Below are 17,775 nucleotides of genomic sequence, written 5' to 3'. Positions count from 1 at the left end.
CGATCGCGGTCAAGGCCGAGACGACCACGAGGGTGATGAAGGCGTGGACCTTGAAGCGGATGATGAGCAGCAGGATGAGCGCGACGGCGCCGACGGCGTGGCCAGCAGCGGACCGGCGCCCAGGCGGCGGTGAACGTGACGATCCCGCGCGCCACCACCCGGTCACCACGGCGGCGCTGACGGCCGGGCTGCCGGTGCTGGGGGAGAAGCCCGTGGCCGACACGCTGCCCCGCGCCCTGTCCCTGGCCGCCGCCTCGGAGGTCACCGGACAGCTGTTCATGGTGAGCCAGTCGCGCCGGTACAACCAGCAGCTGTTCACCCTCCGTGCGCAGGCGCGCGGCCTGGGCGCGCCGGGCGCGTTGGTGACCGAGTTCTTCAAAGCTCCCCGCTTCGGGGGCTTCCGGGAGCGGATGGTCCACCCGCTGCTTGTGGACATGGCCATCCACCCCTTCGACGCCGCCCGGTTCCTGCTCGACGCCGAACCGGTGTCCGTGTACTGCGAGGAGTTCAACCCGCCGTGGTCCTGGTACGACGGCGACGCCGCGGCCAGCGCGATCTTCGAGATGGAGGGCGGCTCCCGGTTCGTCTACACCGGCAGCTGGTGCAGCCCGGGGCAGGAGACCTCCTGGAACGGGTCGTGGCGGCTCTCGGCCGAACACGGCACGGCCGTCTGGGACGGCGAGGAGGCGCCGGTGGCGGACGCCCCAGATCGCGCGCCGGAGGCAGTCAGCGGCAGGTTCGGTGACGCCGACGCCGACGATGGCGCCGTCGCGCCGGGGGAGGGCATCGCCGGGGCGCTGGTGGAGTTCCTGGACGCCCTGGAGGCCGGCCCGGGCGGCACAGCGCCGATGGGCGAGGTCCACCAGAACATCATGAGCCTGGCGATGGTGGAGGCCGCCGTCGAATCGGCCTCCCGCGGCGGGCGCGTGCGGGTCGACGAGGTGCTCGACAACGCCTGGCGGCAGGCGCTCGCCATCGAGTCCCGTGGCGATGTCCGGGCACGACTGGCCGCCTGGCCCTCGGTGCGCGCGGCGCTGACACCGCCGGCGAGGGTGTGAGGCGGCGGATCGGTGCAGGGATCTCTCTCTGTGAGAGATCGTCCCTGATTTAGGGACGATCTCTCACAGAGAGACGATCCGCGCGGGAAGGGCCCTACCCGGACCGAACTTTCCCCGGTGGCGAACAGGCGCCCCAAAGCGGTCACACCCCCGTAGCATCGAGAGTGAGCATCAACGCGAGGAGTGTCATTGGCCATGTTCGAGAGATTCACAGACCGCGCACGGCGAGTGGTTGTGCTGGCCCAAGAAGAGGCCCGCATGCTCAACCACAACTACATCGGCACCGAGCACATCCTGCTCGGACTCATCCACGAGGGTGAGGGCGTCGCCGCCAAGGCCCTGGAGTCTCTGGACATCTCGCTGGGCGGGGTCCGCGAGAAGGTCCAGGAGAAGATCGGCCCCGGGCAGAACGCGCCCAGCGGCCACATCCCCTTCACTCCGCGCGCCAAGAAGGTCCTGGAGCTCTCGCTGCGCGAAGCCCTGCAGCTGGGCCACAACTACATCGGCACCGAGCACATCCTGCTCGGCCTGATCCGCGAGGGCGAGGGCGTCGCCGCCCAGGTGCTCGTGGAGCTCAACGCCGACCTGAACAAGGTGCGCCAGCAGGTCATCCAGCTGCTGTCCGGCTACCAGGGCGGCGGCCAGGAGAAGGCCGGCGCCGGCGTCGGGCAGGGGGCCACCGAAGGGCAGCCCTCCGGCTCCGTGGTGCTGGACCAGTTCGGCCGCAATCTCACCGCCGCCGCGCGGGAGGCCGCCCTGGACCCGGTGGTCGGCCGTGACTACGAGCGGCAGCGCGTGATGCAGGTGCTCTCCCGTCGCACCAAGAACAACCCGGTCCTCATCGGTGAGCCCGGCGTCGGCAAGACCGCCGTCGTCGAGGGTCTCGCCCAGGCGATCGTGAACAACGACGTCCCGGAGATCCTGCGTGACAAGCAGCTCTACACGCTGGACCTCGGCTCGCTGGTGGCCGGCTCCCGGTACCGCGGTGACTTCGAGGAGCGCCTGAAGAAGGTCCTCAAGGAGATCCGCACCCGCGGCGACATCATCCTGTTCATCGACGAGATCCACACCCTCGTCGGGGCCGGAGCCGCCGAGGGCGCCATCGATGCCGCCAACATCCTCAAGCCGATGCTGGCCCGTGGTGAGCTTCAGACCATCGGTGCCACCACGCTGGACGAGTACCGCAAGCACATCGAGAAGGACGCCGCCCTGGAGCGCCGCTTCCAGCCCATCCAGGTGGAGGAGCCCTCGGTGGAGGTCACCGTGCAGATCCTGCGCGGGCTGCGCGACCGCTACGAGGCCCACCACAAGGTGTCCATCACCGAGGAGGCCCTGGAGGCCGCCGCGTCCCTGGGCCACCGGTACATCAACGACCGCTTCCTCCCGGACAAGGCGATCGACCTGATCGACGAGGCCGGCGCCCGGCTGCGCATCCAGAAGATGACCGCGCCGCCGGAGCTGAAGGAGTACGACGCGAAGATCGAGGACGTCCGGCGGGAGAAGGAGGCCGCCATCGACGCCCAGGACTTCGAGGGTGCCGCCTCGCTGCGCGACAAGGAGCAGAAGCTCGTCGACGAGCGCCAGCAGAAGGAGGACGCCTGGAAGTCGGGCTCCATGGATGAGATCGCCGAGGTCGACGCGGACCTGATCGCCGAGGTCCTCGCCTTCTCCACCGGCATCCCGGTCTTCAAGCTCACCGAGCAGGAGTCCGACCGTCTCAAGCGGATGGAGGAGGAGCTCCACAAGCGCGTCATCGGCCAGGACGAGGCCGTCAAGTCCCTGTCCCGGGCGATCCGCCGCACCCGCGCCGGCCTGAAGGACCCGAACCGGCCCTCCGGCTCGTTCATCTTCGCCGGCCCCACCGGAGTCGGAAAGACCGAGCTGGCCAAGACGCTGGCCGAGTTCCTCTTCGGCGACGAGGACGCGCTCATCACCCTGGACATGTCGGAGTTCTCGGAGAAGCACACCGTCTCCCGGCTCTTCGGCGCCCCTCCCGGCTACGTGGGCTACGAGGAGGGCGGCCAGCTGACCGAGAAGGTCCGGCGTCGTCCGTTCTCCGTGGTGCTGTTCGACGAGGTGGAGAAGGCCCACGCGGACCTGTTCAACTCGCTGCTGCAGATCCTGGAGGACGGTCGTCTGACCGACTCGCAGGGACGGATGGTGGACTTCAAGAACACCGTCATCATCATGACCACCAACCTGGGGACCAAGGACATCTCCAAGGGTGTGATGACCGGGTTCCAGTCCTCGACGGACACCGCCACGAACTATGAGCGGATGAAGGGCAAGGTCAACGAGGAGCTGCGCCAGCACTTCCGTCCCGAGTTCCTGAACCGTGTGGACGACACCATCGTGTTCCCGCAGCTGGATCGGGCCGAGATCGTCAAGATCGTGGACCTGTTCGTCAACCGCCTGCGGGAGCGCCTGGCCGAGCAGTCCATGACCCTGCAGGTCACCCAGCCGGCCCGCGAGTTCCTCGCGGAGAAGGGCTACGACCCGTCCATGGGTGCCCGCCCGCTGCGCCGGACCATCCAGTCCATGATCGAGGACCAGCTCTCCGAGCAGATCCTCTACGGCGAGATCCCGCACGGCGCGGAGATCACCATCGGGCTCAAGGGTGAGGGCGACGACCGCGAGCTCACCTTCGACTGGACGACCCCGGCGCCGCAGATCGAAGGCACCGAGGAACCCGCCGCGATCGAGAGCTGACCTGGCAGGTCTGATCTCGTTGCGCTGAACGACAGCGGGGGCCGAGTTCCATCCCAGGAACTCGGCCCCCGCTGTCGTGCGTGGACGGTGCAGACCTCAGCTGTGAGCGGGCCGCTCGCGGCCGGGCGTCAGCCCTTCGGTACGGGCGGCCCTGCCACCAGCAGTCCGACGAACACGACGACGACGCCGACCGCCAGCGCTCCGCCGACCAGCGCCGGCCGGTTCAGCAGCACCCGCAGCAGCCGGTCATGCCAGCTGTGGTCGCGCGGGTCCTCGCCGGCGTGGAGGCGCCACGGTCCGTCCAGTCGGCCGCTGCGCTTGAGCCAGATGTCCACCGGGACGGTGGCGTAGGGGATGATCGCGCTGATGATGGCGGTGGCGGCCGGGCCGGCGCTCCAGCGCTGGTTCTTCGCCACGATCACCGCGGTGGCGGCATAGGCGAGGAACACGAAGCCGTGGATGCCGCCGCCGATGGTCACGGCGACGTCGAGGCCATGGGTGGCGCGCAGGATCATGCCGCCGATGAGCAGGGTCCAGGAGATCGCCTCGGCGATCGCCAGGACGCGGAAGAAGATCTTGGGGGAGCGGAACACGCCTCTCCTGAGGGTCTGGGATGAACGGGTCATGACGACGACGGCGGCCCCGGTGCCGGGCCGCGATCGCCCGACCGTATGGTACGGGGTCCGCCTGGGAGCGGCGCTCAGAGTGTCGGGGCGGTGCTCGACGTCGCCTGCCGCACGGCGTCGACCATCCTGCGCCGTGCCCGCCTCCCCTCCGGGGTCGGCAGCAGCGGGTAGACGTGCAGGTGGCCGGGCTCCTCGTGGTACTCGACGTCGGCGCCGTCGTCTGTGGCGCGTTGCATGAACAACCGGGTGTCAGGGTGGAGGATGTCTCGGGTGCCGCTGAAGACCAGCAGCGGACCGATGCCTGTCAGGTCACCGAGGAAGGGGTTGAGGAGGGGGTCCTCCCCATGCTCGCCGATCCACCGCTCCGAGAGTTCGAGCTGACCCTTCTTGACCAGCCACGGGTCCTCCGGTTGGCGGGCGTCGATCTCCGGGTTGCTGAACCGCAGGTCCAGGGCCGGGGAGATCAGCGCGGTCAGCGCCGCCGGCCGCTCCTGCTGGGCGAGCGTCAGGCTCACGGAGAGGGCGATGGAGCCGCCTGCGGAGTCGCCCATCAGGATGACGGGCTCACCGGAGTCGGCGGAGAGCTCTGCCGCGAGGTCGGCCACGCGCGGCACCACCGTGGCCCCCGTGCCGCCCTCCTGGACCAGCGGGTAGGCGGGCATGACCACCCGCACCTGCGCCTCCGCAGCCAGGCGCTGGACCCACCGCCAGTGCGTCGGCGCGGCCTCGTGCACCCAGCCGCCGCCGTGCAGGTACAGCACGGTCCCGCGGGGCTCACCCTGCGGTGCGAGGGTGTGGATCCGCCAGCCGCGCTCCCAGCGCCATGACGACGACGTCGCCGCGGATCCTGCGCGGAGGGCCGGCGGGACGCGGCCGCACGGTCAGCTCCTCCAGGTGCCGGCGCACATGCTCGCGGGTGCGGTAGTGCCGATTCGCCCGCCGGAGTCGCATGGCCGCGGGCATGAGGCGGGCGGCGAGGCTGAGGCGTGGGGGAGTGTCGGCGCGCGGCTCGGACATCGGCGTGCTCCAGGCGGTGAGGCTTCACGGAGAGGGGTGTGGTGTCTGAGCCTAGCTGCGCATCCCGGACGAGAGCGCCGACGCCGGGAGGGTCGCCTCCGGGACGCCCCCTGCTCGTCCACCCCAGAGACTCGGTAAGGTCTCATGCCATGACCTACTCGCCGAGCTCCCGGTCTGGGGAGGTGCTGCTGCAGCGAAGCCCTCGCGCGCGGCGCTGGGTGCCGCGGACGGCGGGTTTCGTGTGCGGAGTGACGGTGACCATCGTCCTGGCGGTCCAGGGCTTCGAGCGGCTGCCGGCGAGCGTCGGCGGAGTCCTCATGTGGGGCGCGGTGTACGGGGTGCTCCGTCTGATCCTGGGGTGGTCGGGCCCCACCGTCGCGGTGGACTTCTCACAGGGCATGATCCGCGTCGGCCGTCAGGAGCATCCGTTCGGCGCCGTGCGTCCCCTGCGGATCGAGGCGGGGGCACGTGCGGGCGCGTCACGGTATGCCGCCGTCACTCACGTCTTGGCGACGGATCCCGGCCCCCAGGTGCCGATCCTCCTGGTGGGGCGTCGGGGTGACGGCATGGATCGGGCTGCGCTGACCGCCTACGAGCGTCTCCTGCAGTCGTTGCCGTTGAGTGCGCTGGGATCCGAGGGGCCCTGGGCCGATCCGCGAAGACGTTGGGACGACGAGTGGCGGCGCGCGGAGATGCTGCGCCACGTCGCCGTCCTGCGGCAGCAGGGACACGACGGCGGAAGGCTCGAACCCGGCTGGGACGCCCATGCGGGGCCCGTGGAGCAGTTCCTCAGCCCTGCGGCCCGGCAGGCGCTGCAGCATCGGCACAGTCCGCAGCCCTCTGACGCGGCGGCCCAGTCCCCGGCTGTCCAGTCCCCGGCGGTCCGGCACCCGTCGGACCGGGTTCCGGATCACCATGGATCACGTCGCTCTCGACGTCGAGGTCGCTGCCGCCGGGATGAGGACGATACGGCGTCTCACCGGTGTTCTCGGGACACTCGCCGCCGCAGCGGCCGTCGTCGGATTCGTCGGCCTGCTGGTCACCCCCGAGGAGGGAGCCGCGGAGCGGCTGTTCACCGTCTTCGCGGTCCTGTTCATCGTGCTCGGCCCGGTGGCCGTGCTGCTGATCCTCCTCCACAGCGCGGCACATGACCTCCACCTCCGGCGGCGCCGCGCTGCTGCGCGTCGGCAGCTCGCGCCGGGCTCTCCGGCCGGTCACGCCGCGGCGGTGCTCTATACGAACTGGTGGCAGCGCGCCGTGGGGGCTCCGGCTCGGCACGCGCCGACGATCGAAGGCGTCAGCCAGGGGCACGGACCGTATGACCCCGACCAGGACCCCGTCCGTGTGGTCCAGGACAGCGCGGTGCTGCCGCCGAGCGTCGAGGACGCGTGGCGGCGGAATCCGCGTCGGCTGGCCAAGACGACGGCGGCGTCCGCCGGCCTCGCCGCCGTCGTGACGCTGCTGGTGTCCCTCACCTCGGACGGGCCCTGGCTGCTGATCACCGGCGCTGTGTTGGGAGCGCTCGGCATGGGACTGTACGTCTGGGCGCGCCAGCATGACCTCGGACGACGTCGGCAGGACATCCGTGAGCTCGCTCGCCTGCTGGAGCAGATGCGCACCGACCCTGCCTACGGGGCGCACCCTCAACCGCCCATGCCGCTGAGGGTGCCCGCGGCCGGTCGTCGTGAGCTGCCGATGCTGCGCCGTGGTCTCGCACGACTCAGCTGAGGCTCTGCGCGAGTCCGACGAGGATGCCCTCAGGCCCGCGGATGTAGCAGAGCCTGTAGGCGTCTTCGTACCGGACGATCTGGGTGCTGACAAGCTGCGTGCCATGCCTCTCGACACGAGCGAGTGTCTCGTCCAGGTCCTCGACGTCGAACATGACGCGGAGGTAGCCCAGTGCATTGACAGGAGCGTCTCGATGATCCTGGGCGATATCCGGGACGAGGAATCGAGAGAGCTCCAAGCGGCCATGTCCATCGGGGGTTCGCATCATGGCGACCTCGACGCGCTGATCGCCGAGACCGGTGCAGCGCCCAGCCCATTCACCCTCGACCATCGCGCGGCCCTCCAGCTCCAGACCGAGGTCACCGAAGAACGCGATCACCGGATCCAGGTCCTCGACGACGATGCCGATGTTGTCCATGGTGATCGACATGATTCAGCCCAGCCTCTCCCTGAGCAGGTGGCGGCCGATGTTGGTCAGTGCCTCGTCCCAACCGTCGTAGACGAAGCCGTCGCCGGGCTGGCCGTCGTACCCGCGCAGGTGAAAGACCAGCTCGGTGTGCTCGCCGTGTGGGATCAGCGTGAGCGTGATGACCGGCGCTGCGTCGGCAGGAGCATCAGGGTCGCCCCAGGTGAAGACGAGTCGGTGCATCGGCTTCACCTCGAGATACTCACCTCCCGTCGGAAAACGCTGGCCGGTCTCCTCGTTGATCATCGTGTACCGGTACCGCCCGCCCACTCGGACGTCGAACGACACGCTCTCGGTGGTCACCCCGAAGGGGTGCAGCCAGCCTGCGAGTTCAGCCTCCTCGGTCCACGCACGCCAGACGAGTTCCTGCGGGGCGTCGAAGGTGCGGATGATGGAGAACTGAGGGATCTCTCCTGCCGCGGTGTCCGTCGTGGTCATGACTGTGCTTCCTTCCTGTCGTCGGACGTCGGTCGGGTCGCCATGGTCTTCAGATGTGCGTCGAGGTGGTCGAGGCGCAGACTCCACTCGCGACGGTGCTCCTCCACCCAGGCCGATGCTGCGTCGAGCGGCTGGGTCTGCATCGTGAGGGTTCGCCATTGAGCGTGCGTGGTGCGGGTGACGAGCCCTGCGCGCTCCAGCACCTTCAGGTGCTGGGAGATCGCAGGAGCGCTGATGGCGAACGGTTCGGCCACTTCGCCGACCGTTGCCGGCCCCTGTGTCAGCCGTGCAAGGATCGCGCGTCGGGTCGGGTCTGCGAGCGCAGCGAATACGAGACTCAGAGGATCGGAGGAGGCCATTTTGCCCTTCCCTTAATTAAGAGACAACTACATTGAAAAGGTTGCTCTGTCGGAATGTCAAGAGGCTGCGGGCCAGGTTGCCTACGGGCCCCCTCTGAACCGGCCGCACCAGGGACCTTGGCTGTTGACCTCGTACTGACCCGCTCAGAACGTGTCACCTGGTCGCGATACCGTGGTCCCCATGGCCACCCGCACCTCCACGCGCAGCAAGTCCAAGGCGAAGAACGCCTCGACCTTCGAGTGCTCCGAGTGCGGCTGGCAGACCGTCAAATGGGTCGGCCGCTGCCCGGAGTGCCAGTCCTGGGGCACGGTGGAGGAGAAGGAGCAGGTCACCGCGCGGACCACCGCCGCCTCCAACCTGGCCGCCCCCGCTCAGGCCATCGGCGACGTCGACGCGTCGGTAGCTGAGTTCCGCGCCACCGGCATCGGGGAGCTGGACCGGGTGCTCGGCGGCGGTTTGGTGCCCGGGGCGGTGATCCTGATGGCCGGGGAGCCCGGCGTCGGGAAGTCGACCCTGCTGCTGCAGGTGGCCTCCGCCGTCGCGCAGGCCCACCCGGACCAGCCGGTGCTGTACCTGACCGGCGAGGAGTCCGCCGCGCAGGTGAAGAAGCGGGCCGAACGCATCGACGCCATGGCTGAAGGGCTGTATCTGGCTGCGGAGTCGGACCTGGGGCAGGCGCTGGGGCAGATCGACCAGAGCTCCCCGCAGCTGACCATCATGGACTCGGTGCAGACCCTGTCCTCGGCGGAGGTGGAGGGTGCGGCCGGCGGGGTCACTCAGATCCGCGAGGTCACCGCCTCGATGATCGAGGCGGCCAAGCGCCGCAACATGACCACCATCCTGGTGGGCCACGTGACCAAGGACGGCAACATCGCCGGGCCCCGCATGCTCGAGCACCTGGTGGACGTGGTCTGCCAGTTCGAGGGGGACCGGCACTCCCGGCTGCGTCTGCTGCGTGCGGTGAAGAACCGCTACGGCCCGACCGACGACGTCGGCTGCTTCGATCTGAACGAGGGCGGGCTGACCTCCTTGGCCGACCCGTCCGGTCTGTTCGTCTCTGCCATGACAGAGCGCGTCCCGGGCACCTGCATCACCATCACCCTGGAGGGTCGGCGCCCGCTGACCGCCGAGGTGCAGGCCCTGGTGGCCGAGTCCCCGGCCTCCCAACCCCGGCGGGCTGTTTCCGGGCTGGACTCCTCCCGGGTCTCGATGCTGCTGGCCGTGCTGCAGCGGCGCGCCCGGCTGGCCACCCTGTTCAAGTCGGAGACCTACGTGGCCACCGTCGGGGGCGTGAAGATCACGGAGCCCGCCGCGGACCTGTCCATCGCGCTCGCCGTGGCCTCGGCCGCGCTGGAGAAGCCCCTGCCCAACCGGTTCCTCGCCTTCGGAGAGGTGGGCCTGGCCGGGGAGGTGCGGCAGGTTCCCGGGCTGCAGCGACGCCTGCAGGAGGCCCAGCGGCTCGGATTCACCCATGCGATCGTGCCCCGCGGGGCTTCGACGAGCGACATCCCCGCCGGCATGACGGTGAAGGAGATCGGCTCCCTGCCGGAGGCGATGGCGCTGCTGTTCGACGGCGGCGCAGCACAGGCGTCGTCGCGCGCGGGAGCCGCGCAGAACTGAGCCCGGCGGCGCGCAGTGCGAGAGTCGGGCCGCCGCGAGTCATGCCCGACAGCCGACACGGATCAGTCCGCGAACTGGATCTCCACGCGACGATTCTCGGCGTACGTGCTCGGTTCGGTGGGGTCCTCTTCCACCGCCGGATCCGTGTCGGCCCGTCCCTCGATCGTCAGCACGAGATCATCACGTTCCGCACTCAGGCGTCGGCCACCGACTGCGCGCGCCTCTCGGAGAGCTCCTCATTGGTGAGGTCTTCATCGCTCTGGCCAATCGGCCGGGAATCCGTGTGGCCGATGATGTGGACCTCGGCGTCGTCCGGGACTGCCTCCGCCAGCTCCGCGATCAGCACGTCAGCACCCCGCGGCAGCTCCCAGCTGTTGGCGCTGAAGAGGATGTCCGACTCGAGGACGATCGAACCGTCTTCCGCCGCGCTGACGGAATCCTCGAAGTCCTGTTCGTCGACCGTGTCCTCCGGAGCGAAGATGCCACAGCCACTGAGGGCAAGGACGGTGGCGATCCCGAATCCGGCCACCGTTCCTCGACGTTGCCAGCAACGGTCGTGCCTCATTCAGGTCCCCATCCTCAGGTCGAGTGCGATGCGCGGAGCCGAAGGCGCCACGGCTCGCCCCTCCCTCGACGAGCTGAACGGCCAGCCTACCCGGCACGCCGGAGGGTCACAACGGAGGCCGGAGCGGCCGGGCAGGCTGGAGGTCCTGCAGCCGGCGGCGCCGCGGCGACACTCAGCCGCCCAGCACTCCCGGCAGCGCCACGATGTCGCCGCGCCGCTCCGCCAGGCCGTCCCGCACCAGCGAGTCCAGGCAGCGGCGGCGCTGGTCGTCCTCGGCCTCCGGAAGCGGCAGTCCGGCCAACAGGGTTTCAGCCTGCACCGGCTCACCGCGGCGCAGCACCGCCATGATCGCCCCGCGCACCTGCCGGTCTGTGCCCGCCCAGGCTTGGCCGCGGGTCTTCTGCTCCTCGGTCGGCGGCGGGGAACCAGCCGTCCGCCACGCGCACAGGTCGGCCACCGGGCAGATCGCGCACTGCGGGGAACGGGCGGTGCAGATCAGTGCCCCCAGTTCCATGGTGGCGGCGTTCCAGGCGCAGGCGCGGCGCCCGCCGTCGTCATCGGTGTCCGGCATCAGGTCACGGGCGAGCCGCCGCTGGGCAGCCGTGTAGGTCTGTCCGGGCAGGGCGACGCCGGTGAAGATGCGGGCATGCGCCCGACGGATGTTGGTGTCCACCACGACTTCCGGGATCCCGAAGGCGAAGCAGGACACCGCGGCGGCCGTGTACTCGCCGATCCCCGGCAGGGCGCGCAGCGCCTCCGGGTTCGCCGGGACCTCGCCGCCGTGCCGGTCCACGATCGCCTCCGCCCGCGGCCTGCAGGCGCAGCGCCCGCCGGGGATACCCCAGCCGGTCCCAGACCGTGAGGATCTCGGCGCTCGGCGCGGCCGCGCAGGCGGCGGGCGTGGGCCAGCGGTGCAGCCATTCCTCCCAGCGTGGCAGCACCCGGACCACGGGGGTCTGCTGCAGCATGATCTCGCTGACCAGCACACCCCACGGGGTGCACTCCGGGCGGCGCCACGGCAGGTCCCGGGCGGCCTCGGCGAACCAGTCGATCACCCGGGTGTGCACGTCCTCCGGCGCCGGCGGGATCGGGGCCTCGGCGAGGGCCGCATCATCAGGCAGAGTGGTCTCAGGCATCCCTGCGATTCTACGGACGATCGACGCGGGGCGACGTGGGGCGACGCGGGGCGACGCGGCCTCAGGCCGGGGTGCGCAGCGAGGCTACCAGCTCCTCCACGCGGGCCCGGATGTCATCGCGGATCAGCCGCACGGCCTCGATGCCCTGGCCGGCCGGGTCGTCCAGCTGCCAGTCCTCGTAGCGCTTGCCCGGGTAGAACGGGCAGTCGTCCCCGCAGCCCATGGTGACCACCACGTCCGACTCCTGGACGGTGTACGGGGAGAGCTGGTCCGGCACGCGGGTGGAGATGTCGATGCCGACCTCGGCCATCGCCTCCACGGCCACCGGGTTCACCTGGTCGGCCGGCTGGGTGCCGCCAGAGTGCACGACGACGTCGTCGCCGGCGATCTCCCGCAGGAAACCCGCGGCCATCTGGGAGCGGCCGGCGTTGTGCACGCAGACGAACAGGACGGTGGGCTTGTGGTTCTCGCGGGTCATCAGCGGGTCCTCTCAGGAGTCTCAGCAGGGGTGTCAGCAGGGGAGGGGCGCGGCGTCTCAGGTGAGGCCCCGACGGCGGCCGGCGTCGACGTCGCGAACCAGCGGCGCGCCCACAGGGCCACATAGACCAGCGCCACGAGGATGGGCACCTCGATGAGCGGGCCGACGATCCCGGCCAGCGCCTGACCGCTGGTGGCACCGAAGGTGGCGATGGACACCGCGATGGCCAGTTCGAAGTTGTTCCCCGCCGCGGTGAAGGACAGCGTGGTGGAGCGCTCGTAGCCCAGGCGCAGAAGCCAGCCGATCAGCATGGAGGCGCCGAAGGTCACCAGGAAGTAGATGGTCAGTGGCAGCGCGATCCGGGCGACGTCCAGTGGACTGCTCAGCACCTGGTCGCCCTGCAGGGCGAAGAGCACCACGATGGTGAACAGCAGACCGTACAGGGCCCAGGGGCCGATGCGCGGCAGGACCGTCTCCTCGTACCAGTCGCGTCCGCGGGCGCGCTCGCCGAGGGTGCGGGTCAGGAATCCGGCCACCAGAGGGATCCCCAGGAACACCAGCACGGAGACGGTGATCGCCACCACCGAGAACTCGGCGCTGGTGGTGGGCAGTCCCAGCCAGCTGGGCAGCAGCTGCAGATAGAACCAGCCGAGCACTCCGAACATGATCACCTGGAACACCGAGTTGATGGCGACCAGCACGGCGGCGGCCTCACGGTCCCCGCAGGCGAGGTCGTTCCAGATCAGCACCATGGCGATGCAGCGGGCCAGCCCCACGATGATCAGCCCGGTCCGGTACTCCGGCAGGTCCGGCAGGAAGAGCCAGGCGAGGGCGAACATGAACGCCGGAGCGAGCAGCCAGTTGATCAGCAGCGAGGTGATGATCAGCTTCCGGTCGCCGATCACGGTGGCGGTCTCGTCGTAGCGGACCTTCGCGAGCACCGGGTACATCATGATCAGCAGTCCCAGGGCGATGGGCAGGGACACCCCGGCGATCTTGAACGATTCCAGCGCCTCACCGAAGCCTGGTGCTGCGGCGCCCAGGCCGAGACCGACCGCCATGGCGGCGATGATCCACACCGGCAGGAATCGGTCCAGCAGTGACAGCTTCGCGACGACGCCGGAGGCGTCCGGCGGTGCTGATGAGGCGGTGGCCGAGGTGGTGCTCTGCGACACGGTGCTCCTGAGGTCTGGGTGGAGGAGGGTTTCAGGGTCTGCGGCGCTTCCGTGGAGGGGGCACCGCAGAGGGTGAGACGACGGCATCGACAACCATCGATGGTCCGAGTATCGTCAGGGGCATCGAAGAATGTCAATGTCGGTGCTCGGGGGTGTCTCTGCGCGTCGATGTCACCAGGCGTCGCGGACTGACCACCCGTGGCCCCTCACCAGTCGGAGGACCCATGACTCTCTCCCTCACGTCGGACCAGGCCGACGGCGAGACCTCGAGCTGCTGCACTCCCCAGCCTGGCACGCCCGCACTCGACGCCGAGGCGGCCGTCGAGCTCGCCGCCCGGCTCAAGGCCCTCGCCGACCCCAACCGCCTGACCTTGCTCGCGCTCGTCGCCGCCGACGCCCGCGGAGAAGCCTGCGTCTGCGACCTCACCGGCCCGCTGGACCTGGGGCAGCCCACGGTCTCACACCACCTGAAGATCCTGGTCGACGCCGGCCTCCTCACGCGGGAGAAGCGCGGTGTCTGGTCCTACTACGCCGTCGTCGACGGGGCGCTGGAGAGCATCGCCCACGCTGTCGGCCATGGGATCGTCCCACCGCACCCGAACTCTCCCCTGGAGCCCGCATGAGCATCACACCCGATCCCGCCGTCCAGCGTGCCGACCGGCCCTCCGACGGCGTGCTGTTCGTCTGCGTGAAGAACGGCGGCAAGTCTCAGATGGCCGCGGGACTGATGCGCCGCGAGCTGGAAGCGGCCGGGGTGCCGTCGTCGGTGAGCGTGGCCTCCGCCGGCACCGCACCGGGGGCGGCGGTCAACGCCCTCTCGGCCGAGGTCCTGCAGGATCTCGGCGTGGACATCACCGGCGAGACTCCCACCCTGCTCACCGAGGACATGATGCGCCGTGCCGGGCATGTGGTGGTCCTCGGCGCCGAGGCTCAGGTGCCGCAGCCCGACGGCGTGCTGGTGGAGCGGTGGGAGACCGACGAGCCCAGCCTGCGCGGCATCGAGGGCCGCGAACGCATGGAGCTGGTCCGCGACGACATCCGCCGCCGTGTGCAGGAGCTCGTCGGACGGCTGACGGCCTGACAGCCGCGCGACGGGGCGGCCGGTGAACATCACACCCGTCTCCGAGTGGCGTGGGCGGGATGCGTCCAGGACGCGGAGATACCCTGGTGCGCATGGCTTCCCCAGGTCCGCGCCGCATGCCCAGGCGCCAGTCCGCCGCGGTGTATCGGCGACGCCGGCTCGTGGTCGGGGCGCTGCTCCTGGTGGTCCTGGTGGGCCTGTGGTGGGCGGGCTCGGCGATCTTCGCGCTGCTGGTGGATGAGGACCCGCACGACCCCACGGCGCAGCAGGAGGACGACACTGAGGGCGGATCCGGCTCGGAGTCGGACTCGGACGAGGGCTCTGATGAGGGTGCCGCCTCCGAGGAGGACTCAGATGCGGACTCGGAGGAGGACTCAGACGCAGGGTCCGACCCGGACACCGACGACGTCCCGGAGGGCCACTGCGCTCCGGGCGACATTCGGGTGACCGCCGACACTGACGACGCCGAGTACTCGGCCGCCGTGGCGCCGCTGCTGATCCTCACCGTGCAGAACGTCGGGGACGAGGACTGCACCCTCGACGTCGGCACCGCCGAGCAGGAGTTCACGGTCTCCCATGCCGGACGCGAAGTCTTCACCACCACGGAGTGCGGCGGCGAGGCGGACTCCTATGAGCTCACGATGGAACCGGGCCAGCAGGAACGGGCGCAGCTGAGCTGGCCCCGTTCGGATTCGTCCGCGAGCTGCACCGAGCCCGTGGAGCTCGAGCCCGGGGCCTACGAGCTGACGGTGAGCCTGGGCGGGATCACCTCGGAGCCGCACCGGTTCACGCTGAAGTGAGGGCGACGCGGTGGACCCGTTCTGCCCCGTCGGTTCTGCACCCCGGTATCACGTCTGCCCCACGAGATCTCGCTGTGCAGACATGATGTCGGTGTGCAGAACGGCGTTCTCCACAGGGCGCACCCACACGGCCCCACTGACTCTCTGAATCGGCCACAGTGGAAGGCATGCTCACGCACACTGTCACGTCCGCGTCACGCGATCCTGTGCGCCTGCTCTGCGTCGCAGATGTGCCCCGTGAGGACCGGGCCCATCGGAGCAACAGATGGTCGTCGGCGGTGCGTCGTGGCGAGATGCTGCGCCTTGCCCATGGCGTCTACATCGAGCCCGGGCACTGGCTCAGCGCCCCGTCGTGGGACCGACATCTCATGGCTCTCGGCGCCATGGCGGCGGCAGCCTCGCCACTCTTCTGTCGCGGCTCGGCGCTCGCCCTCTGGGGTGTCCCTCTGCTGCGCACTCCGGGAGAGATCACTGTCCGGGAGACCCGGCGTGGACGCGTGGGGCGGAGGCGGGCTGGCCCGCTCACCGGGACGGCCGATGCCGCCGTCGTCGCTCGCCTGCTGGCGGATCACCAGGAGCTGGCCGGCGCGCGGGGCAGACCGCTCAGTGGCCGTGACCTGCAGCCGATCCCCCTCCGGCGCCTCGGGGCCGCCTTGCCCGAAGGCATCGGTCGTGAGGATCTGCAGGTCAGAGTCCGGCGCGGGGAGCACGCGGTGCCGCGCGAGCCCCTGGGACTGGGTGTGCATCCGTGGCTGCAGGGCGGCCCGGAAAGTGCCGACGTCGAACCGCTTGCCTTCGCTGTTCTGGACACCGTGGCGGAGTCCTCGCTGGCTGAGGCGGCGGTGATTCTGGACGCCGTGCTGGCGGGTCGGATCACCTCCGAGCGGACCCTCGTGCTGGACGACTTCGTCGAGTGGGAGCCGTATCTGCGCACGCACCGCCGACGGGCACGGTGGGCTCGGGCCGTGGAGTTCGCCGACCCTGCCGCCGAGTCCCCGGGGGAGTCCGCGGTACGAGCCTGATCCGGGAACTGGGCTTCCACGCCCCGGAGCTGCAGCGTGAGGTCGTTCTGCCCGACGGGCGGCGTGTGCGTGTGGACTTCGCCTGGGAGGGTGTCGTCGCCGAGTTTGACGGGATGGTCAAGTACCGGAGGTCCCAGGAGCTCAGTGGGGTGAGCCCGGTGGAGGCCCTCGAGGCGGAGAAGCACCGTGAGGACGGCCTCCGGGCGCTGGGCCTCGGCGTCGCCCGGATCATCTGGGAGGACATTCTGCGGCCCGAGCGACTCCGTCGGAAGCTGCTGCAGGCTGGAGTGCCTCGCGCCCGGTGATCGGTGATTGGCGCGTTCTGCACCCCGATATCACGTCTGCCCCGCCAGATCTGGCTGTGCAGACGTGATTCTGGTGTGCAGAACGGACGGTGCGACGACGGCGGCCCGCCTCACCACCCCCGCCCGCCCCGCTAGGCTGGCCCCGTGTTCATGCTGATCCTCGCCGTACTCTTCGGAGCTGTGTACCTGCACTTCCGCCGGAGGGACCGGCGCATGCTCCGCAACGGTGTCGCGCTCGTGGCCGCGGTCGGCTGCGCCCTGCTGGGCGTGGTGGAGATCCTCACCCAGGTGGTCCCCGGCTTCGGGTTCGTCACCCTGCTGATCGTGCTGCTGCTGCCGGCCAGCGTGCTGGTGCTCAGCGGCTTCCTCATCGCCAACGGGGTCACCATGCTGCGCCGTGAGGGCCGCCGGCTGGGGAACATGCTCTCCCTGCTGGCGGGGCTGGCCATCCCAGCACTGCCGGTGATCGCCGTCGTCCTCGTCGTCACCGGGGACCCGTACCTGATCACGTTGGCGGTCCTGCTGTTCCTGGCCACCGGCTACGCGGGCGCCGCCTTCGTGATCTTCCTGAGCTACGCGGCGGCCTACGGGCGGATGACGCACCAGGAGCACCCGGCCGCCGTCGTGGTGCTGGGGTCGCGGCTCATCGACGGTGGGGTGCCGCCGCTGCTGAAGGCGCGCCTGGACCGTGCCCTGGAGATCTACCGGCAGTCCGAGCAGAAGCCGCTGCTCATCCCCTCCGGCGGGCAGGGGCCGGACGAGTCCCGCCCCGAGGGCGAGGCCATGGCCGAGTATCTGCTGGGCCAGGGCGCGGCGGCAGAGGATGTGATCCCGGAGAACCGGGCGGTGAACACCGCACAGAACCTGCGGTTCTCCCAGCAGATCCAGGACGACGCCGGTCGCTCCGGTCCGCTGCTGGCGGTCACCAACAACTACCACGTGCTGCGGGCGGCGCTGCTGTCTCGGAAGGCGGGCATGCGCGCGGAGGTCACCGGCGCGAAGACGGCCCGCTACTACGTGCCCAGCGCGTTCCTGCGCGAGTTCATCGCGGTGATGAAGGGTCATATGTTCCTGCACGTGCTGCTGTTCCTGCCCTTCCTGGCGTTCAGCGTGCTGGTGCTCATCGCGGGCCTCAATGCCGCATGAGCGCCACATGGCCTCGGCCACATGCCCCCTGATCACAGGCTCGGG

At 70.0% G+C, this 17,775-nt stretch carries 20 protein-coding genes and 1 pseudogene; 10 read left to right on the top strand and 11 right to left on the bottom strand.

All coding sequences use genetic code 11. From position 1 onward, the window contains the following. Positions 1-223, bottom strand: a 223-nt coding sequence (locus BCY76_RS20345; protein WP_237090027.1) for a hypothetical protein, incomplete at its 3' end; no start/stop codon positions are given. Between BCY76_RS20345 and BCY76_RS07390 the strand changes: the two genes are divergently transcribed. Beyond that, complete coding sequence (locus BCY76_RS07390; protein WP_237090026.1) at positions 213-1,058, top strand: Gfo/Idh/MocA family protein; 846 nt, start codon at positions 213-215, stop codon at positions 1,056-1,058. The genes BCY76_RS20345 and BCY76_RS07390 overlap by 11 nt on opposite strands. Before the next feature lie 195 nt (positions 1,059-1,253). Then, complete coding sequence (locus BCY76_RS07385) at positions 1,254-3,767, top strand: ATP-dependent Clp protease ATP-binding subunit (RefSeq protein WP_070162728.1); 2,514 nt, start codon at positions 1,254-1,256, stop codon at positions 3,765-3,767. Positions 3,768-3,895: 128 nt separating this feature from the next. Here BCY76_RS07385 and BCY76_RS07380 read toward each other — a convergent pair whose 3' ends face one another. From BCY76_RS07380 to BCY76_RS07370, 3 genes are all read right to left on the bottom strand, one after another. Beyond that, positions 3,896-4,360, bottom strand: coding sequence for a DUF3817 domain-containing protein (locus tag BCY76_RS07380; RefSeq protein ID WP_070162726.1), 465 nt, complete (start codon positions 4,358-4,360; stop codon positions 3,896-3,898). A 107-nt stretch (positions 4,361-4,467) separates the two neighbouring features. After that, a complete protein-coding gene (locus BCY76_RS07375; RefSeq protein WP_085437445.1) occupies positions 4,468-5,193 on the bottom strand; it encodes an alpha/beta hydrolase fold domain-containing protein in 726 nt (241 codons plus the stop codon). Continuing rightward, on the bottom strand, positions 5,168-5,410 hold the full coding sequence (locus BCY76_RS07370; protein ID WP_085437443.1) for a hypothetical protein: 243 nt from the start codon (positions 5,408-5,410) through the stop codon (positions 5,168-5,170). Before BCY76_RS07370 ends, BCY76_RS07375 begins: the two co-directional genes overlap by 26 nt. A 915-nt stretch (positions 5,411-6,325) precedes the next feature. On the opposite strand from BCY76_RS07370, the gene BCY76_RS07360 reads away from it, so the two are divergent. After that, positions 6,326-7,138, top strand: coding sequence for a lysylphosphatidylglycerol synthase domain-containing protein (locus BCY76_RS07360; RefSeq protein WP_070162722.1), 813 nt, complete (start codon positions 6,326-6,328; stop codon positions 7,136-7,138). Here the strand turns inward: BCY76_RS07360 and BCY76_RS07355 are convergent. The 3 genes from BCY76_RS07355 to BCY76_RS07345 are packed head-to-tail and all read right to left on the bottom strand — an operon-like array spanning position 7,131 to position 8,401. Continuing rightward, a complete protein-coding gene (locus tag BCY76_RS07355; RefSeq protein ID WP_085437441.1) occupies positions 7,131-7,568 on the bottom strand; it encodes a VOC family protein in 438 nt (145 codons plus the stop codon). The two genes, BCY76_RS07360 and BCY76_RS07355, sit on opposite strands and share 8 nt — an antisense overlap. Positions 7,569-7,571: 3 nt before the next feature. Then, positions 7,572-8,042 (bottom strand): SRPBCC family protein, encoded by a 471-nt coding sequence (locus tag BCY76_RS07350; RefSeq protein ID WP_070162720.1) that lies wholly within the window; start codon positions 8,040-8,042, stop codon positions 7,572-7,574. Continuing rightward, complete coding sequence (locus BCY76_RS07345) at positions 8,039-8,401, bottom strand: ArsR/SmtB family transcription factor (RefSeq protein WP_070162718.1); 363 nt, start codon at positions 8,399-8,401, stop codon at positions 8,039-8,041. Before BCY76_RS07345 ends, BCY76_RS07350 begins: the two co-directional genes overlap by 4 nt. A gap of 181 nt (positions 8,402-8,582) precedes the next feature. Between BCY76_RS07345 and radA the strand changes: the two genes are divergently transcribed. Beyond that, complete coding sequence (gene radA / locus BCY76_RS07340; protein ID WP_070162716.1) at positions 8,583-10,022, top strand: DNA repair protein RadA; 1,440 nt, start codon at positions 8,583-8,585, stop codon at positions 10,020-10,022. 193 nt (positions 10,023-10,215) lie between these two features. Here radA and BCY76_RS07335 read toward each other — a convergent pair whose 3' ends face one another. From BCY76_RS07335 to arsB, 4 genes and pseudogenes are all read right to left on the bottom strand, one after another. Then, on the bottom strand, positions 10,216-10,587 hold the full coding sequence (locus BCY76_RS07335) for an OmpA family protein (protein WP_083277821.1): 372 nt from the start codon (positions 10,585-10,587) through the stop codon (positions 10,216-10,218). A 172-nt stretch (positions 10,588-10,759) separates the two neighbouring features. Further along, positions 10,760-11,723, bottom strand: a pseudogene (locus BCY76_RS07330) (A/G-specific adenine glycosylase). 61 nt (positions 11,724-11,784) lie between these two features. Next, the gene (locus BCY76_RS07325; protein WP_070162710.1) at positions 11,785-12,201 is read right to left on the bottom strand and encodes an arsenate reductase ArsC; all 417 of its coding nucleotides are present in this window, start codon (positions 12,199-12,201) and stop codon (positions 11,785-11,787) included. Continuing rightward, positions 12,201-13,376 carry an ACR3 family arsenite efflux transporter gene (gene arsB / locus BCY76_RS07320; protein WP_272896827.1) on the bottom strand — a complete coding sequence of 392 codons (1,176 nt, stop codon included), beginning with the start codon at positions 13,374-13,376 and terminating at the stop codon, positions 12,201-12,203. The genes BCY76_RS07325 and arsB overlap by 1 nt, the downstream gene beginning before the upstream one ends. Before the next feature lie 224 nt (positions 13,377-13,600). Here arsB and BCY76_RS07315 point away from each other — a divergent pair, with 224 nt between their 5' ends. The 6 genes from BCY76_RS07315 (at position 13,601) to BCY76_RS07290 (ending at position 17,730) form a co-directional block, all read left to right on the top strand. Next, positions 13,601-13,999 (top strand): ArsR/SmtB family transcription factor, encoded by a 399-nt coding sequence (locus tag BCY76_RS07315; RefSeq protein ID WP_070162708.1) that lies wholly within the window; start codon positions 13,601-13,603, stop codon positions 13,997-13,999. Further along, positions 13,996-14,457 carry an arsenate-mycothiol transferase ArsC gene (locus tag BCY76_RS07310; protein WP_070162706.1) on the top strand — a complete coding sequence of 154 codons (462 nt, stop codon included), beginning with the start codon at positions 13,996-13,998 and terminating at the stop codon, positions 14,455-14,457. Before BCY76_RS07315 ends, BCY76_RS07310 begins: the two co-directional genes overlap by 4 nt. A 92-nt stretch (positions 14,458-14,549) precedes the next feature. Beyond that, the gene (locus BCY76_RS07305) at positions 14,550-15,257 is read left to right on the top strand and encodes a DUF4232 domain-containing protein (protein ID WP_139827671.1); all 708 of its coding nucleotides are present in this window, start codon (positions 14,550-14,552) and stop codon (positions 15,255-15,257) included. Between the two features lie 293 nt (positions 15,258-15,550). After that, entirely contained in the window at positions 15,551-16,279 is a 729-nt protein-coding gene (locus BCY76_RS07300; protein WP_139827670.1) for a hypothetical protein, read from the top strand. 65 nt (positions 16,280-16,344) lie between these two features. Then, the gene (locus BCY76_RS07295; RefSeq protein ID WP_070162700.1) at positions 16,345-16,584 is read left to right on the top strand and encodes a hypothetical protein; all 240 of its coding nucleotides are present in this window, start codon (positions 16,345-16,347) and stop codon (positions 16,582-16,584) included. Between the two features lie 150 nt (positions 16,585-16,734). Then, entirely contained in the window at positions 16,735-17,730 is a 996-nt protein-coding gene (locus tag BCY76_RS07290) for a YdcF family protein (RefSeq protein WP_070162747.1), read from the top strand. Positions 17,731-17,775 lie beyond the last annotated feature (45 nt).

It is taken from the genome of Nesterenkonia sp. PF2B19, assembly GCF_001758425.2.
GTDB lineage: Bacteria > Actinomycetota > Actinomycetes > Actinomycetales > Micrococcaceae > Nesterenkonia > Nesterenkonia aethiopica.
This window is presented reverse-complemented; position numbering and strand designations above follow the sequence as displayed.

What these genes read in the sequence shown, in the direction of transcription:
- BCY76_RS07370 (WP_085437443.1), bottom strand. Translation starts at nt 5,410, where the DNA reads ATGTCCGAGCCGCGCGCCGACACTCCCCCACGCCTCAGCCTCGCCGCC.
- BCY76_RS07350 (WP_070162720.1), bottom strand. Translation starts at nt 8,042, where the DNA reads ATGACCACGACGGACACCGCGGCAGGAGAGATCCCTCAGTTCTCCATC.
- BCY76_RS07325 (WP_070162710.1), bottom strand. Translation starts at nt 12,201, where the DNA reads ATGACCCGCGAGAACCACAAGCCCACCGTCCTGTTCGTCTGCGTGCAC.
- BCY76_RS07310 (WP_070162706.1), top strand. Translation starts at nt 13,996, where the DNA reads ATGAGCATCACACCCGATCCCGCCGTCCAGCGTGCCGACCGGCCCTCC.
- BCY76_RS07300 (WP_139827670.1), top strand. Translation starts at nt 15,551, where the DNA reads ATGCTGCGCCTTGCCCATGGCGTCTACATCGAGCCCGGGCACTGGCTC.
- BCY76_RS07290 (WP_070162747.1), top strand. Translation starts at nt 16,735, where the DNA reads ATGCTGATCCTCGCCGTACTCTTCGGAGCTGTGTACCTGCACTTCCGC.
- BCY76_RS07335 (WP_083277821.1), bottom strand. Translation starts at nt 10,587, where the DNA reads ATGAGGCACGACCGTTGCTGGCAACGTCGAGGAACGGTGGCCGGATTC.
- BCY76_RS07355 (WP_085437441.1), bottom strand. Translation starts at nt 7,568, where the DNA reads ATGTCGATCACCATGGACAACATCGGCATCGTCGTCGAGGACCTGGAT.
- radA (WP_070162716.1), top strand. Translation starts at nt 8,583, where the DNA reads ATGGCCACCCGCACCTCCACGCGCAGCAAGTCCAAGGCGAAGAACGCC.
- BCY76_RS07360 (WP_070162722.1), top strand. Translation starts at nt 6,326, where the DNA reads ATGGATCACGTCGCTCTCGACGTCGAGGTCGCTGCCGCCGGGATGAGG.
- BCY76_RS07305 (WP_139827671.1), top strand. Translation starts at nt 14,550, where the DNA reads ATGGCTTCCCCAGGTCCGCGCCGCATGCCCAGGCGCCAGTCCGCCGCG.
- BCY76_RS07385 (WP_070162728.1), top strand. Translation starts at nt 1,254, where the DNA reads ATGTTCGAGAGATTCACAGACCGCGCACGGCGAGTGGTTGTGCTGGCC.
- BCY76_RS07315 (WP_070162708.1), top strand. Translation starts at nt 13,601, where the DNA reads ATGACTCTCTCCCTCACGTCGGACCAGGCCGACGGCGAGACCTCGAGC.
- BCY76_RS07345 (WP_070162718.1), bottom strand. Translation starts at nt 8,401, where the DNA reads ATGGCCTCCTCCGATCCTCTGAGTCTCGTATTCGCTGCGCTCGCAGAC.